The following is a 16,167-nucleotide window of genomic DNA, read 5'->3' on the forward strand; positions in this document are numbered from 1 at the left end:
AAACGGAAATGTTATTGGAGCAATTGGTGTTTCAGGTTCAACTGTTGAAAATGATCATGCAGTAGCACAAGCTGGAGCAGATTTATTTAAATAATTAATATTGAAAATCAGTTAGTTCTGATTTTTTTATTTGCAAAAAAGGCGTTAAAAAAATACCCGCAAGGATATTTTTAAATCATTATTAGAATAATGTAGCTGTGTGAGCAATTCCACCAACCATTGCTGCGGCTGCTAGACATGCTGTAATTCCAACTGTAACATTAATAGCTACTGCTTTACCATTTGAAGGTCTTGAAAGAACAAGTCCTGCAATCATAGGCATTAGGAATGCAGCTGGGTTTAATACTAAAGCGTATTTTGAACCAATTGTTAATAATACTAATGTAATGAATAGTCCAACGATAACTGGAGTAACGTTTTCAGCAACACCGAATGCTGCAACTGTAGCGATACCACCAACGAATAGTGATGAACCTACTAATTCCATTGTCCCCATTGTAAGAACATTGTTTTCACCTTCTGGGAATGCAAGTGTTTCAGTAATAACTGTTTTAAGGTCAGAAACCATGAACGCGATAATTACGAATACAAATCCTCCAACTAGTGCTCCTGTTAATTGTCCTGCAAGACCAGCAAGTGCTGAATCTCATGAACCGTTTGCTAAACAAACTGCTAGTGTAGCAGCTGGGTTTACTCAACCTGTAGCTCCTACTCCTGCTTTCTTTTCGTAACCTAATGTTACGTAAATTGCAAGCATTAATGCAACACCAATTCCAGCAGCTACAAAGATTGATTTACCTTTAAGGTCTTTCATAGCTGAAGATTTAGATGTTATCACAACGCTTAGCGCCCCAAGTACTAGGAATAATGTTCCAAGTAACTCGGCAACGAAAACTGCTGAATTTCACATAATTTTCTCCTTTTATTTATATATTGTGAGTATTAGAATAATATAATACTTTCAAATTATACTAAAAAGTTGTAAATAACAAAGTAATTCATAAAAACTAATTTATTAAAAAAACGAGCTAACGCTCATTTTTTTATGCAAAACTAACTATTAAAGCTATTATTATATATATAATTCCAAGCCCTAACATAACTCAAATACCAGCTTTACTTTTTTTAGCTTCTTGTTCTTCTAACGCAAGAGGTGAATCCACTCTTTTGAGTAAATATTTATCTTTTGTTTTTTGTTTTATGGCTTTCCTGTTTAAGGATTGCCTTGCAGTATTCCTACTTGCATAACGTGAAGTTGAGAAACCACCTCATCTACCAACTAATCACAATAGCGCAACACCGATTTGAACAGCGCACAAGGCTGCTCAAATAGATTCCGGTCTTGAATGTATTGCATATCCAATTACGATAATAGAAGATATCATCAATGATAATATAAGACCAATCGCAATTTGCTTACGCATTTTTTTATTAGTAAATATTTTTCGAAACAAAGTTTGTTTTTTATTCTTTTGTTCCATATGATCCTACTTGTTTAACTTTCTTAATCTAGAAACTTTTCTAGATCTTCTTGTTTCAACTTGTTGATACTTTTGACGTCTTTTTGGAGGTACAACCATTTTTGGTTTTGGTTCCTCTACTTTTGAAGTAGCTTTTTTAGTTGTTGTTTTTTTAGCAGTTGTTTTTTTAGCAGTTGTTTTTGTGTCATCTTTTTGCTTTGAATTTTTTTGTTTTAATTCATCAGACGGTTCATCAACACATGTCTTTTTAACAACAGAACCAACTCATTTTTGTGCTTGCTTTTTATCAGCAAGAACAAAGTGATCTTTACCATCAACTTGTACATAGAATGGTCTATTAGACATTGAATATTCTTCTAAGTATGTTGGGATAAATGTTGAATCTTTAAATCCTTGAGCTAAATTATTCAGTGAAGGCATTGTTTTGATTAAGTTAACTGTATAAGGGTGTTTTGGATTATTGAAGATTTCTTCTGTTTCCCCATATTCAACTAATTTACCTAAATGCATAATAAGAATTCTATCTGAATTAAATCTAACCATTGACAGGTCATGGGCTATGAATAACATCGCAAGACCAAGTCTTTCTTTTTGTTCAAGAAGCATATTAACAACTTGTGCTTGAATAGAAAGGTCTAGTGCAGCAATAGGTTCATCAGCAATTATGAACTTAGGTTTATTGATAATCGCCCTGGCAATACCAACCCTTTGTCTCATACCACCTGAAAATTCATGTGGATATCTAAATGCATGTGCTGGTTGCAGCCCTGCATGTTGAAGAGTTGCGAAAACTTCTAATCTCACAAGTAGTTTTTTCAATCTTCTTTTAAGGTTGAATGGTCTTTTTATTCCAAATAATTCTTGAACAATTCCTTGGTATTTATCTAACCTTCAGTGTTCTTGAACTAATGAATCATTTTTATCTTTCTTATCTTTTGTTGAATTATTAACAAGTTTTTTTAGTTCAGATTCATTTTTAATTGTTTCTTCTTCTGAAATTAAATAATCAGTTTCAAAATTTTCAATAAATTCAAATTTATCTTCATATGCTTTAATTGCTTTTTCTTTAATTTCTTCTAATTGAAGCTTAAGTTCTTCAATCTTTGTTTCCTTTTCAAGTTTTAATACAGCAAATTCTTCTTTGTATTTTTCTTCGAAAGCTATGCGTTCTGTTTTATTGTCTAATATAGCTTTTGAAAGGATTTCTTCAGATTCTTTTAGTTTTTTAGAAAGTTCTTCATGATCTCTCATTTTATCTTTTTCAATCAATTCTTTTAATTCGATGTTGTGTTGTGAAATCATTTCTTCTATAGCATTTATTTTTTCTTCTGTTTCTTTGATTTTTGCATCATTGATTTTTGAAGCTTTTGCTATAAATTTGTAATATGGAGATTCTTCAGTTCAATCAACATCAAATAATTCTTCATGAATGTCTGAATATCTTTCTTTTGCAACTGAATTATCTTTAGCTGCTATTCTACGTTTCTCAAAAATATCTTTATATAATATTGCAACTGTATCTAAGATTGATTGATTTAGTTCATCAGAGTCAATTGAAATAAATTTATTTTCGCTCTCTAAAGTTTGAGATAACTCATGAATAATCTTTTTAGCTTTTGCAATTGACACATTTAAGAAGTTTTGTGTTCCATAATTACTTGCTAAAGGCATATTGATTTTAGCTTCTTTCATTTCTAATCTATGTTGTTCGATTAATTCTGTAAAAGCTGCTGTTGAAACATTACCTTCAAGAGCCTCTTCTCTTTTGAGTTCAAGTATTTCTTCTTTTAGTTCTTGAATCTTTTTCTCTAACTCTCTCGTAGCTTTTGAAGCTCTAACTTCTTTTTTAGCTAATTTATTCGCTTTTTTAGCTTTAAGAAGAGCTATTTCATCTCAATCATCAACGCTTTCTTTTTCAATGTTGCTTCTTAATTCTTTTCATTTATTGAAGAAACCGTGTAGGTTTTCTGCAGAAGAATTAATTATTTGTGTATGTGCAGCTGATAAAGTTTTATAGTAAATACCGATCGCTATATTAAATAATGAAAGTTTAACGTCTGTTTTATCACATTGCATTGCATCTAATTCATTGATAATCTTATTATAAGCATTGATTTGCTCAGTATATTTAACTTCTAAATGATTTCATTTTGTTTCATAGAAGTATGTGTTTAGAGTTGATTTAAAGAATAATAGCATTTCAGAACGATCAACTAGATATTCATTTACCATTTTTTTGTCTGTCCCATTAACTTTTAAGGGTTCAGAGATAATGTGTAAAATGTTTTTTTGTCCGTTTAAAGAAGAATATGGATCTTGAAAAATCATTTGTGCATTATTTCTTAATGATCTTTCATCTTTTTTACTTATCTTTTTAGAAGCATATTCTTTACCTGCGATTTCGATTGAACCAGAATCAGGAATATGAAGTCTTAGTAAAGATCTACCAATTGTAGTTTTACCTGACCCAGATTCACCAATCAATCCAACAATTTCACCTTTTTTGATAGAAAATGAAACATTATCAATAGCTTTAACAACACCATTTTTAGACATGAAGGTCTTATTTAATTGTGATACTTTTACTACTTCTCTATTTGACATGTTTTTCACCTTTCAATTCTTTTAATGTTTCTCTTGCTCTTTCCATAATAACTGTAACTTCTTCAGGTGGATTAACCTCAGGTGAAGAAGGATGTAGTAATCACGTTGCAGCAAAATGATCATCTTTAACTCTGAATAATGGAGGTTCTTTCAAGAAATCAATTTTTAATGCAAATGGATTTCTCACAGAGAATGGATCTCCTTCTGGTAAGTTTGTGAAGTTTGGAGGTGTTCCTGGTATCGTGAACAATCTATCACTTTTATGATCAGGATCTGGCATAGCAGCCATCAATGATCAAGTATAAGGATGTCTAGGATCAGAGAATAATTCTTCTGTTTTTCCTTTTTCAACAACTTTACCTGCGTAAAATACATAGATATAATCACAAAGAGTTGCAATAACAGCAATATCATGCGAAATAAATATGATTGAAATGTTGAATTCACGTCTAACTTCTTCAAAAAGTTCTAGAACTGACGCTTGAACCGTAGGATCAAGAGCAGTTGTAGGCTCATCAGCAATAATTACATCAGGCATACATGCTACAGTCATAGCAATAATAACCCTTTGTCTCATACCACCTGAAAATTCATGTGGATAAGAATCTATTCTTTCTCTAGCGCCTTTAACACCAAAACGTTCTAGAAGCTCAATGGCTCTTTCTTTACGCTCTTTTGTTGTTTTCAAGTCACTATGAAGTTCTAATGATTCCATAATTTGTTTACCAATTGTTTTAGTTGGATTCAGAGATGTCATTGAATCTTGAGGTATATAAGCAACTTTTTTACCACGTATATCTCTTCATATCTTTTTATTATCAGTCATCTTAAAACTATCTCTGTTTGTTGTGTGAGAATGCTTTTCGTTTTTTAATTTTCTTAAAGATTTTTTGATTTCTTTTTTCTTGTCATCTTTTTTCGCTTTTTTAAGATTTGTTTCAGCTGTACGTATTTTTTCATCAAGAACTGTTGTTGAAGGGTTTTCACCCTCAAGAACGTTCACACCATCAATTAATATTGAAGATGCCATTGTTGTTGAATTAGAATTCATTTTAAGTAGTGTTTTTGCAGTAACTGATTTACCAGAACCAGATTCACCAATAAATCCTACTATTGAACCTTTAGGGATGTCAAAGTCAACACCACGAATAATACGCATCAACTCTTTTTTATTTGTTGGGCTTTTGAAAGAAACTTCTAAGTTTCTTACTGAAATAATATTTTCCATGTTGTTTCCTTTCTATCCTGAGATTTTAGGGTCGAATGCGTCCCTTAAACCATTTGCTAAGTTTTGTAATGAAATTGTTAGTAATAATATAACTATTACAGGTCCTAATACATAGTAGACTTGTTCTAATATGTGTGAACGTCCTGTTTGTATTAAGTTCCCTAATGTAGCAGCACCTTCTGCACCAACAGACATTCCCAAGAATATCAGTGTTGCTTCGAAGAATATAACGGCTGGCACTCTAAGAACGAATGAAACCATTAATCTACCCATAATGTTAGGAAGTATGTGTTTGTAAATTCTTCCGAATTTTGTAACACCAGTAACTTCAGCTGCAAGAATAAAGTCTCTATCTTTAACTTTAAGTGTAAATAATCTAGCAGCTCAAATTGGTCCTGTTCAACCAACTAGTATAAGAACCAGTGCAATCGATCAGAAACCAGTACCAAGTATTGTTGCAAATAGAATCATTCATAACAATACGGGTGTTGATTTAAATATCTCGATAATACGCATGACTATTGTATCTGTTGCTTTCCCAACGTGGAAACCAATTCAAACACCAATAGCAACACCTATTATTGTTTCGGTAATAGCAACTAATAATGCTAATTTTAATGATCAAGCTGTACCGATTCACAGTCTTGTTCAAACATCTCTACCAACTTCATCTGTTCCTAGGATGATGTTGTGTGATTTTACCAATGTATTTAGAACAGTAACTTTCACTTGACCTGTTGATTGAATAACTGAAACTGATTCAATATTATTCGTATCAAATGGTAGTGAAGCACCATGTCCATTATTTCACTCTGGAATTGAGATTAAGAATACTTTTGTTTGGTTACCAGCTCATGTTGGTTGTAACAAACGAATATCATTAGATTTTGTTTTTGAAATAGGATCTAGTTCTGAATATCTAGAAACTAATGGAACTATTATTGTTAATGCCAATATTATTAAAACAATTGAAAGGAATAATCAGTTTCATTTGTTTGAGAAGAATCTTTTGAAGATATCTTTTGACATTGTGCTGGCTTTACCAACAACTTGAACATCATCTTTCTCTTTAACTTCTTCAACTACAAATCATTTTGCATTTATATCTTGAAGGTTATATTCTTTATTGAATTCTGCTGAAGTCATTATTTACCTCCCTTAGAATTTGCTTCGTTAAACGCTTTCTTTCTTTCTGAAGCAAGTTTCATGCGTTTAAAGATAGACATTTTTTGAGATTGAGCTATCTTGATTCTTGGGTCAATAAATACATATAGAACATCAACCAGCAATTGAACAAGCATTGTTAGTGATGAATAGAATAGTATTGAGAATAAGATAATGTATGTTTCTTTATTTTGGACCGCTAGAACAATAACACTTGATGTACCTGGTACTGCAAAGAAACGTTCAATAATTAATGAACCTGTCAATAATGTAACGAACATAGGTAGTATTATCGATACCAATGGAATTGAAACATTACGGAAAACATGTCTTGTAATTATTTGTTTCTCTGAAAGACCTTTTGATCTTGCGATTGAAATAAAGTCTGATTTAAGAATCTCAACAACTTCATTACGTGTGTAGTAAGTAAGTGTTGCCATACCACCCAATGTTAGGGTGATAATTGGAAGGATTAATGACAATACCTCGAATGAAGCTCCTAATGCTTCTTCGAATGCTACTGGTAATCCAACCTTTGTACCTATTAACATTAAGAATATAGCTCATATGAATGAAGGCACTGCGACGAATAACATAACGAATACATTTATTAGTGTATCTTGTCATTTACCACGTTTATAACCAGCTATAAATCCTAATACTACACCAAGCACTGTTGAGATAACGAATGCTGGAACGGTAACTAACATTGAATACTTAAGTGGTTTAAAGAACAAGTTAGGAATTGTTGTTCCTTTGTATGTTGGATTATAAACATCACCAAATTTTAGATGGAAAATTCCTGATAAGTATCTCCCGTATCTTTCGAAGATTGGATCATTCAATCCATATTCTTTTGCAAGCACTTCTATTTTTGGTGCGTGTGGTTTCATAGAAGCATCTTCAAGTGCTTTTGGATAACCAGGCATTAAATCCATAAGGAAGAATGTAATGGTTACAACTATGAATAGCGAAAGCAATAGCAATGCTAATCTTTTTAATATATATTTAAACATTTATTCCTCCTTTAATCTAAGTCGGCACTGAAATCTTGTAAGAATCCAGTTCCACTTTTCAACATTCTTTTATGTAATCATTTTTTATATACTTCAACTGTAGTTCCACCCATTTCTCTATCTGGAACTATTGAAGTATATTTCTCACTGATAATTGGACGATAGTAAACAGCGTGATCTTGTAAGTAAGTAACTGTTTCTTTCATAAATGCGTCATCAGTAGCTTTTAGTAAATAACCATCCGAAGTTATTTTTTTAGCTGCATTCATTAATTTTACTTTTTCAGGTGCTAAATCTTCTGTGTTGTTTTGAGACATTTTATAAATATCATTAGCATTCAATGTTTTTAAAGTAGCTTCATTTATATTATATTGTTTTGCAAGTTTTGCAAGTTCTGGTTGCTTGTTTGGATTAAGCATATCAAGCATTTGCCCAGCTATAATACCAGTTCTTTCAATTGTTGTTATCCCTTGTAATGAAGAAGCGGCAGCTGGATAGTCTGGTGATCAAGCAGCATATTCAAATTCCGCTTGATTACGTTGGAATGCATTCAGGTGTGTTGATCATGTTGAAGGTGTAACTTTTTCAAATTTAACAGCACCATCACCAGCAAGGTTAAATACCTTAATCATTGTTTCTCATTGTTTAACAGTTTCAGAAGAGTCTTTAGCCTTATCAGCTGCTCCTCATGTTTGTAGAGGGATTATGGCAGGATTACTTTTAGAAGCACCAATTTCTTTTGCAACTTTTGCAAATAAATCTTTTGCAAGTGAGAATGCTGGGGACTTAGAAGCTTCAATTTGATTTTTCTCTTTATTATATCTATCTTTCATTTCAAAGTATGAAGGGACGATAGTTGGTTTTGCTCAAATAGAATCATCTACAACGGTATTACCTTTACCTCTTGGGTGTTCATTATTTTCAACTATAAGGTCTCAAATAGTTAATCCGTCATTCCCTTTTCTTGTTACGGTTGTTTTTTGTTCTGGAGCCAACGGTGAAAGCAATGCTATCTTTTGTGTTGTTCCTGAAACAGCAACAGAACCAGCATATCAGTTGTATGCAGCATCCATAGCTTTTCTAACTTCCATACCAGTACCATTAAAGAATCCATTAAGTGCTTCTGGTTTTGTTAGTGATTGTTCTCTTGTTTTTATATCTTTACCATACATGGCTTCAATACCTTTTGAACTATATTTAGTTTCTAAATCTTTTGGCATTGTTGGGTTTCAAAGCAGTTTATTCTGTAAACCTACTTTAAACACCTTAGATAATCTTGCTCCATATTTATCAGCATTAATTCTAATTTTATTTTGAACATCAGGATTTGCTCATGCTTTTTTATCTAGGATTGATTCTAATCCATTTTCGTAACCTGTTTTTCTTGAAAGTGCTTCCGCTTGTGCATCGGCTCCCTCTGGTGTAATGTGATATGTGTATTTTGTAATTCTTTCTTTATCATTTACAAAGTCTTTATCTCAATAATGCTTATTCTTAACCATTACATATCCACTTAGGAAACTATATTTTGTATAGAAATAGGGACTGACATGTAATATATCTTTAATTCCTGAGAATTGATCTCCATCTTTACCATATGTTGAAATCCCATATTTAACTTCAGGCTTTTTACTTCCGTGAGCTAACTCAACAATTTTTTGCGAAGGTGCAGGAGTGAAGTAAGAGTTATTAGCGAATAAAGAATCAAGAATAATTGCAGAAGGTTTTGTTAATGAAACAACGAATTCATCATTATCTTTACCTAGTTTTTCACCATCTTCTATTGTTTTCTTAACATCAACACCAAACAAGTCTAATAAATAACCATTTGTATTATTTAGGGTTCTGTCATTTGTGTCACTTAAGCTAGAGCTAAACTTTGGAAGACCGGGAATTTTATTACCGTTTAATGTCCCATCATTTCTAACTGATCTCGCAGAAGCTAATGAACGCATCATCCCGTAGTAATAATCTCTAGCACTTAATGTGTATTTAGATTCTTCGTTGTCAATAGTTGTTCATTTAGTTTTTCTGATTTGGAATTTATAGTATTGGTATCCTTTAAAATCCTTTTGTCCAGAAACTGTAACTGCACCATTTTTAATATCACTTGGTTTTACTTCTTTTCAAGTTTTACCATCCATACTACCAAAAATAGCTTTAGCACCTTGGAATTCGTATTGTTCCTTTTGTTGCTCTTTTCATTTTATTTGATCTTTAGGATTTGTCTTTGTAACATCAGTATTGGGAATAGCAATATTATCACCCGTTGCTTTTGTTCTTAAAAGAGGTAATGATCTAGCTGAAGAACCATAATCTTCATTAACCCCATTACCAGAAATGTATTGAGGATCAAAGGTTCTTTGAGGTAGCGGAGCAAGTGTTCCATATATATTTATCTCAGTTCTTTTAAATTTATAAAATGAACTGATATCTCTATCGTTAGAACCACATGAAACAGCCATAACTGTTGGAACTGTAATTGTTAATACAGCAGCAACTGTCCCCATTGAAATTTGTTTTGTCTTTTTAGTCATTTTTTCTCCTTTTAAAATCCTTGTTTTTAATTAAGTTTTTGTTTTGTCTTACTTTTTGAAAATTTTATTTCCTATTCTTACATATTCATCAATGAAGGCTTCTAATGAATTGAAGGCTTCTTTATAAATGTTTTTATCGTATAAGTCAATACCAGCATCTTTTAGTATTTCAATTGGTCAATCTCTTCCACCAGCTGAAAGGAATTTATCGATGTAGTTTTGTAATGCTTCAACGCCATCTTTTTTATATCTTTGGAAGAATACTGTAGCAACTGTATAACCTATCGCATATTTATATACATAGAATCCATAGTAATAGTGTGGAACCATGATTGATCCTCATTGTTCATCTTCTTTGTATTTAGGATTTTTCTTATTAGTGTATTTCTTAGAATTTTCAAAATATATTTTTGAAATAGCTTCATATGAAGATACGGGTTGTCCTTCTTCGATCGCTTTTAATAAATCGTATTCATAGTTTGATCACATTGTTTGTCTCATGATAGTTCCATCAAAACCTGAGATTGCAGATTCTAATAAGTCAAATTTCAATTTATCATTATCTGTTGTTTTTAATAAATGATCTGTTAGCATTAACTCATTGAAAATTGATGCTATTTCAGCTAAGAATATTGGATATCCTGATAATGAGATTGGTTGTGTTTTATCTGAATAGTATGAATGCATTGAATGCCCTAGTTCGTGCGCTAATGTTTCAACAGATCTTAATTCACCATCTCAGTTCATTAAGATGTATTTAGCTTCTAATCCGTGTGAACCACCGATTGAATAAGCACCTGAACGTTTATTCTTGATTGTCATATAATCAATTCATCTATCGTTAAATGCTTTTTTAAGAACATCAGTATACTCTTTACCCATTGGTTTTAAAGCTTCTAATATAAGTTCTTGACCTTCTTCTACAGTGTATTCTGATTTAACTTTCACTAACGGAACAGCTGCATCTCATTGTTTAAATGTTTTATTGAATTTTGCTTTAAAGAATTTTTTCTTTGCGATTGCATATTTTTTAAATACAACTTTATTTTCTTGCACTGAAGAATATAAAGTATTTAGTAACTCTTCGTCAGCTTTATCACTAGCAATTTCTGATTGAACTGCTGAGTCATAATTTCTAACTTTAGCCATAACCGCTGTTTCTTTGAAGTGTTGAAATAATAAGTTAGATAATGATTGTTTATGTTTTAAGTAACCTTTACGGTAATTAATCATTGTTGATTTACGAACAGCTTCATCAGAGTGTTTCATTAATTTAGCTCTGTTTGCTGAAGTTATTTTAATCTTTCTTCCTTTTGAAGTTGTTGCGAATCCATAATCTAATTCTGAATCAGTGATGATTTCAAATGTTGAAGATGCATCGATGTGAGCTCTTGAAGATTGAGTTAAGAAGTTTTCAATTTCGTCTGATAACTTATGTTTCATCTCATCAAGTGTTCCAAGAATCCCCTTCTTGTAATTTGCAAAAGATTTTTTCTCTGCTCATGCACGTAGTTTTTCTTCGTGTTTAAACATTCTATTTAATTCTGAACCGAACTCCTTTTGTAATTTAAAGAATTCAAATTGAAGTTCCTCTTGCATTTGTTTGAATTTTGGATCTGCAATATCTTGATTAGAATTGTTTGAAATATAGTTTGATACTTTATTAAGAGTCAATGTCATTTCATCATCTTTTTTAAGTGAGTTTAAGAATTTTCTTTCTGAGTCATATTTTGAATCTTTGATTTTGATAGCTGCTTTGTATTCAGCGATAGCTTTTTTAAATCAAAACTCGTATGTTTTTCCTTCTAAAATTGCTTCTAAATCTCATGTGTATTTCTTTTCAACACTTTTGTGGTTTTTATATTCCTTTGCTTGTGACATCTTTTCCTTCTTTCTATGATTTGGAGTTGGTTATTTATAAAACAATAAAAGAATAAGGTTCGGTGTTTATTAAACAACTATCCTTATTCTTAATTAATAGTTATTATCATAGCACCATCGCGTTAGCGATACAATAAGAAGTGTTCCCCCATATTGCATGGTAAAGAGGCATAACTCTCTTTATCATTCGGCTTTAGCCCTTTCAACTATTTCACAGGTATCCCTCAATAATTTACTAATGCTTTCAGCTCCTCTAATCTTTAAAATGTTTCATTTCCCTTTCCCATCATTTATATAAATTATATATTATTTAAGATAAAAAGCAAGTATATGGGGGCTTTTGAAATGAAAATCTAACCATTAAAAAAGAAAAAAATACGAAATTAATCGTATTTTATTAGTGATACAGTTTCGTATTTTGAAAGTGAAGGCTCGTGCTTCACAAATAATAGATTGATTAGGAATACAAGTTTTTTAACTTCTCCGCCTAATTCTTCTACCAATTCAATGATTGCTTTAGTTGTCCCACCTGTTGCTAGTAGATCATCTACAATAGCTACAGTTTGACCTGGCTTAATAGCATCTTTATGCATTTGTAGTTCGTTTGTTCCATATTCAAGAGCATATTCTCTCTTAATTACTTCACTTGGTAATTTACCTGGTTTACGAACCATAATGAATGGTTTCTTTAATAATGCAGCAACTGGTGCTCCAAATAAAAATCCTCTTGCATCTGCTCCAACGATATTAATTACTTGGTTAAATACTTCACCATCTGCTAGAAGTGGTGAGATATCTTTAAATCCAATCCCTTCTTTTGGGAAGTTTTGAATTTCTCTTATATATTTTTTTAGTTCCATAACTAATAGATTATAAAGAAAAAAATGCCCGCAAGCATTTTATTCTTTAATTTGTTAATTAGTCAATTTTAACTTTAACTGATGCACCCATTGATGTTTTAACAACGATGTTTTGGATGTATGCACCTTTAACTACTGATGGTTTTAGTTTTTTAATTAATTCTAAAACTGTTTCAGCATTTTCAACAAGTTTTGCATCTTCGAATGATTTTTTACCAATCATTGTGTGAACATTTCCTTGTTTGTCAGTTCTATAGTTAGCTTTACCAGCTTTTAAATCTGTAACTGCTTTTCCTAAGTTAGGAGTAACTGTTCCAGTTTTTGGGTTAGGCATAAGACCTTTTGGTCCAAGAACTTTACCGAATTTTCCTAATGTCATCATCATTTTTGGTGTTGCAACGATAACGTCAAATTCAAATTCACCTTTTTTAAGGATTGCTGTTAACTCTTGAGGGTCAACTGCGATATCTGCTCCAGCTTCTTTAGCTGCTTCTAATTGTTTAACATCATCTGATGCTGCAAGAACTCTAATTGATTTCCCTGTTCCGTTTGGAAGAGAAACTGATCCTCTTAGTTGTTGGTCAGCTTTTCTTGTGTCAAGGTTTAGGTTGAAAACAAGTTCTACTGATTCATCAAATTTAGCATATGATGCTTCTTTAGCAAGTTTAATTGCTGCTGCAAGATCTAACATTTGTGTTGAATCTACTTTAGCGTTTGATGCTTTTACGTTTTTTGAGATTTTAGCCATTATTTATCTCCTTCTTCTTCAGCTGACTGAGCAATTGCGTTAACTTCAATTGCTTGTCCTTTTGTTTCGATTGCTGTTGCTGCTGCTTCTTCTAGAGCTGCTTCTTTAGCGTTTGCATTAGCAATATCTTTAGCTGCTGCTTTAGCTGCTGCTTCTGCTTCTTTAAGGTCTACTAGTCCTTCTACAACAACACCCATGTTTTTAGCTGTTCCTGCGATTTGTTTCATAGCAGATTCAATTTTGTTTGTGTTTAAGTCAACAAGTTTGTATTCTGCGATTTCTTTTAATTGGTCCATTGTAATTGTTCCAACGATATCTGTTTTAGCGTTTGCTGCTCCAGATTTAATTCCAGCTGCTTGCTTAATTTTGTAAGATGCAGGAGCTGTCTTTGTTTCAAATTTGAATGATCTGTCTGAGTAAACTGTAATTACTACAGGAACAGGTTCACCATTTCTATCTTTAGTTTCATCGTTAAATGCTCTTGTAAATTCAGGCATTACAATTCCAAGCCCAGCTAGTTCTGGTCCAGGTTTTGCTTGACCTGCGTTAAATTCTAGCTTAGCGATACGTGTGATTTCTTTAGCCACGAGCTACCTCTTTTCATTTTTATAAATTTTTAGTCCTCTGCGCGGTATAAAGTGCTTATTTATTATACCAAATAAAAATAAAAAAGAGCTTAAATGCTCTATTTTTTTAAGTTATCTTCAGTTAATACTTCTTCTACTTTATTTTTCTCAAATTTATTTTTAAGTAATTTATTAATTACCGGGAAAGATAGGAAGATGATTAGTTGTACAAAGAACATAACAGAACCTATATAATTCTTCACACCATTTCCTCTTGCAAATAGACCGTATGATGATGATTCGTTAGGATGTTTTATAAAATCAATATAAATTGTTGAATAGAATAATGAGAATAATAATGCCCCGAATATACCAACAACGGCAACTATTGATGCAACTCAGAAAATAACTGGATGCATTTCTGTAGTGTGCAGTTTTTTACGTTTTATCGAGTAAATTAAAATGATTAAAGCTAATAAACCAAATATAAAGAATGTTGGTCAGTTAGACAAACTATCAATTAAAGAATCGGTATTAAGCACAATAGAAGGGATCAATAATATTAATGCTCAAAATACAATTATTGATACTGCATAGACAATTGTTGTTTTAAACTTACCAAATTTATTTTTCATTCATTTCATACCGAAAAATAAATTAGTTTCCACTCCTTGTTCGATAGCCGTTCAATAACCAGCAGCATATCCATTAACAACTCCTCAAGCAGAAATAGCAATAAACATATAAACAAGTACTCCTAATGTTTTTTGGACAGTAGGATCCCCAAAGACGTCTTTCATAACTATATCAACGGAAGGCGCCATGTGTAAGATGGATGCCAATGATATTAATGAGTTAACAATTATAACAATCAACATTCCAAAGAAAAGTATTTTAGGTATTTGTCTTTCTCCATCTTTAACTTTCTTTTGCATAGTTGCTACGTTTAAGAATCCATCGTATGCAAACAGAACAGCTGGTAACGCTGCAACTATTAATAATGGATTAAATGTACCATGTGTAAACCCATTACCGCCAGCTAGTTTTCCATTATCATCGATATAATTGTGTGAAGTTGCCATACCAATACCAATGATGATTGCTGCTATAAGGGGTATGAATTTCAATACAACTGTTATTTGTTGGAAAATACCAGAAGCTTTAACTGACGTAACATTTACCACTATTAAGAATGATGTTATGCAAAGCCCAATTATCGCGTGACCTCATATAGGTATTGCTCCACTTTTCATTCAACCAGCCATAACTAATCCTTGGAAAGTTGCTTCAGATGCAAAGAATCCTAAAACAAATGTAAAGAAACCAGTGTAAAAGAATGAATAAGTGAATTGAGCAAAATTACCCAATCTTTCACCACTTACGAAAGTTGCTCATTTTGCAATACCCTCCGTTTTGGATTCCATTTTAGTTGTTCCGATTTCAGAGAATGAAATAGCTAAACCCAATGCTAAGATACCACCAACAATTCATGCCGCTAATCATGTAGCACCATTTTGTTCTGTTATTCTGGATATTGAACCATTCTTGAAAAATATACCAATTCCAACTACTGAACCAATCAACATAGATATAGCAGCTCAGAAGCCCATTTTTTTCGCTTTTTTAATTGACATATTTCTCCTTTCTAAAAAATGATTACTTACTTTCAGCACATATCAACTTACTTCCATTAATAATCCTATTAAATTAATTAATACTACGGAATAATTCTTTTTTATGTTTATACATATTAAAGAAAATAATTTATATATTAATTTATAACATACACCGCCTTATATTAAAAATATATAAACATTAACAATGGATGAGATATTGTATTTTTCTGCAAAAAAGCATAAAAAAAACATCCTTAATAGGATGATATGGTTGCCCCTGCAGGATTCGAACCTGCGCATGTCGATACCAAAAACCGATGCCTTACCGCTTGGCCATGGTGGAGGGGGAGGGATTCGAACCCCCGAACCTTTCGGAGCCGGGTTACAGCCGGATGCATTTGGCCACTTTGCTACCCCTCCATATTGCTTAGTGTATAGGTTGCTTAATTATTATATCTAAAAAAAT

The 16,167-nt window shown here is 32.0% G+C and carries 13 protein-coding genes, 2 tRNA genes and 1 riboswitch; of the genes, 1 reads left to right on the top strand and 14 read right to left on the bottom strand.

All coding sequences use genetic code 4. From position 1 onward, the window contains the following. The first annotated feature begins 13 nt into the window (after window positions 1-13). A complete protein-coding gene (locus C4B25_RS05050; protein WP_418763731.1) occupies window positions 14-94 on the top strand; it encodes a heme-binding protein in 81 nt (26 codons plus the stop codon). Between the two features lie 87 nt (window positions 95-181). Here C4B25_RS05050 and C4B25_RS02640 read toward each other — a convergent pair whose 3' ends face one another. From C4B25_RS02640 to C4B25_RS02705, 14 genes are all read right to left on the bottom strand, one after another. Further along, window positions 182-910: an aquaporin gene (locus C4B25_RS02640; protein WP_131613513.1), complete on the bottom strand. Its 729-nt coding sequence runs from the start codon at window positions 908-910 to the stop codon at window positions 182-184. Window positions 911-1,043: 133 nt separating this feature from the next. Continuing rightward, window positions 1,044-1,481 (bottom strand): DUF3899 domain-containing protein, encoded by a 438-nt coding sequence (locus C4B25_RS02645; RefSeq protein WP_131613514.1) that lies wholly within the window; start codon window positions 1,479-1,481, stop codon window positions 1,044-1,046. A 6-nt stretch (window positions 1,482-1,487) separates the two neighbouring features. After that, window positions 1,488-4,085 (bottom strand): ATP-binding cassette domain-containing protein, encoded by a 2,598-nt coding sequence (locus tag C4B25_RS04960; RefSeq protein ID WP_131613515.1) that lies wholly within the window; start codon window positions 4,083-4,085, stop codon window positions 1,488-1,490. Continuing rightward, the gene (locus C4B25_RS02655) at window positions 4,075-5,313 is read right to left on the bottom strand and encodes an ABC transporter ATP-binding protein (RefSeq protein ID WP_131613516.1); all 1,239 of its coding nucleotides are present in this window, start codon (window positions 5,311-5,313) and stop codon (window positions 4,075-4,077) included. The genes C4B25_RS04960 and C4B25_RS02655 overlap by 11 nt, the downstream gene beginning before the upstream one ends. A 12-nt stretch (window positions 5,314-5,325) precedes the next feature. Next, window positions 5,326-6,459 carry an ABC transporter permease gene (locus tag C4B25_RS02660; protein WP_131613517.1) on the bottom strand — a complete coding sequence of 378 codons (1,134 nt, stop codon included), beginning with the start codon at window positions 6,457-6,459 and terminating at the stop codon, window positions 5,326-5,328. Next, window positions 6,459-7,493, bottom strand: a complete 1,035-nt coding sequence (locus C4B25_RS02665) for an ABC transporter permease (RefSeq protein ID WP_131613518.1) — start codon at window positions 7,491-7,493, stop codon at window positions 6,459-6,461. Before C4B25_RS02665 ends, C4B25_RS02660 begins: the two co-directional genes overlap by 1 nt. An 11-nt stretch (window positions 7,494-7,504) precedes the next feature. Then, complete coding sequence (locus tag C4B25_RS02670) at window positions 7,505-10,030, bottom strand: OppA family ABC transporter substrate-binding lipoprotein (RefSeq protein WP_131613519.1); 2,526 nt, start codon at window positions 10,028-10,030, stop codon at window positions 7,505-7,507. 48 nt (window positions 10,031-10,078) lie between these two features. After that, complete coding sequence (pepF, locus tag C4B25_RS02675) at window positions 10,079-11,911, bottom strand: oligoendopeptidase F (RefSeq protein WP_131613520.1); 1,833 nt, start codon at window positions 11,909-11,911, stop codon at window positions 10,079-10,081. Window positions 11,912-12,012: 101 nt separating this feature from the next. Further along, window positions 12,013-12,175, bottom strand: a riboswitch (Lysine riboswitch). Window positions 12,176-12,294: 119 nt separating this feature from the next. Then, window positions 12,295-12,771, bottom strand: a complete 477-nt coding sequence (locus C4B25_RS02680) for an adenine phosphoribosyltransferase (protein WP_131613521.1) — start codon at window positions 12,769-12,771, stop codon at window positions 12,295-12,297. Window positions 12,772-12,829: 58 nt separating this feature from the next. Beyond that, window positions 12,830-13,519: a 50S ribosomal protein L1 gene (rplA, locus tag C4B25_RS02685; RefSeq protein ID WP_131613522.1), complete on the bottom strand. Its 690-nt coding sequence runs from the start codon at window positions 13,517-13,519 to the stop codon at window positions 12,830-12,832. Next, complete coding sequence (rplK, locus tag C4B25_RS02690; protein WP_131613523.1) at window positions 13,519-14,106, bottom strand: 50S ribosomal protein L11; 588 nt, start codon at window positions 14,104-14,106, stop codon at window positions 13,519-13,521. The genes rplA and rplK overlap by 1 nt, the downstream gene beginning before the upstream one ends. A gap of 98 nt (window positions 14,107-14,204) precedes the next feature. Beyond that, on the bottom strand, window positions 14,205-15,719 hold the full coding sequence (locus C4B25_RS02695; RefSeq protein ID WP_168380683.1) for an APC family permease: 1,515 nt from the start codon (window positions 15,717-15,719) through the stop codon (window positions 14,205-14,207). Between the two features lie 250 nt (window positions 15,720-15,969). After that, window positions 15,970-16,036 (bottom strand) — tRNA-Gln (locus tag C4B25_RS02700). Window position 16,037: 1 nt separating this feature from the next. Next, a tRNA-Tyr gene (locus C4B25_RS02705) sits at window positions 16,038-16,121 on the bottom strand. Window positions 16,122-16,167 lie beyond the last annotated feature (46 nt).

This window comes from Mycoplasma todarodis (assembly GCF_004335995.1).
GTDB lineage: Bacteria > Bacillota_I > Bacilli_A > Mycoplasmatales > Metamycoplasmataceae > Mycoplasma_K > Mycoplasma_K todarodis.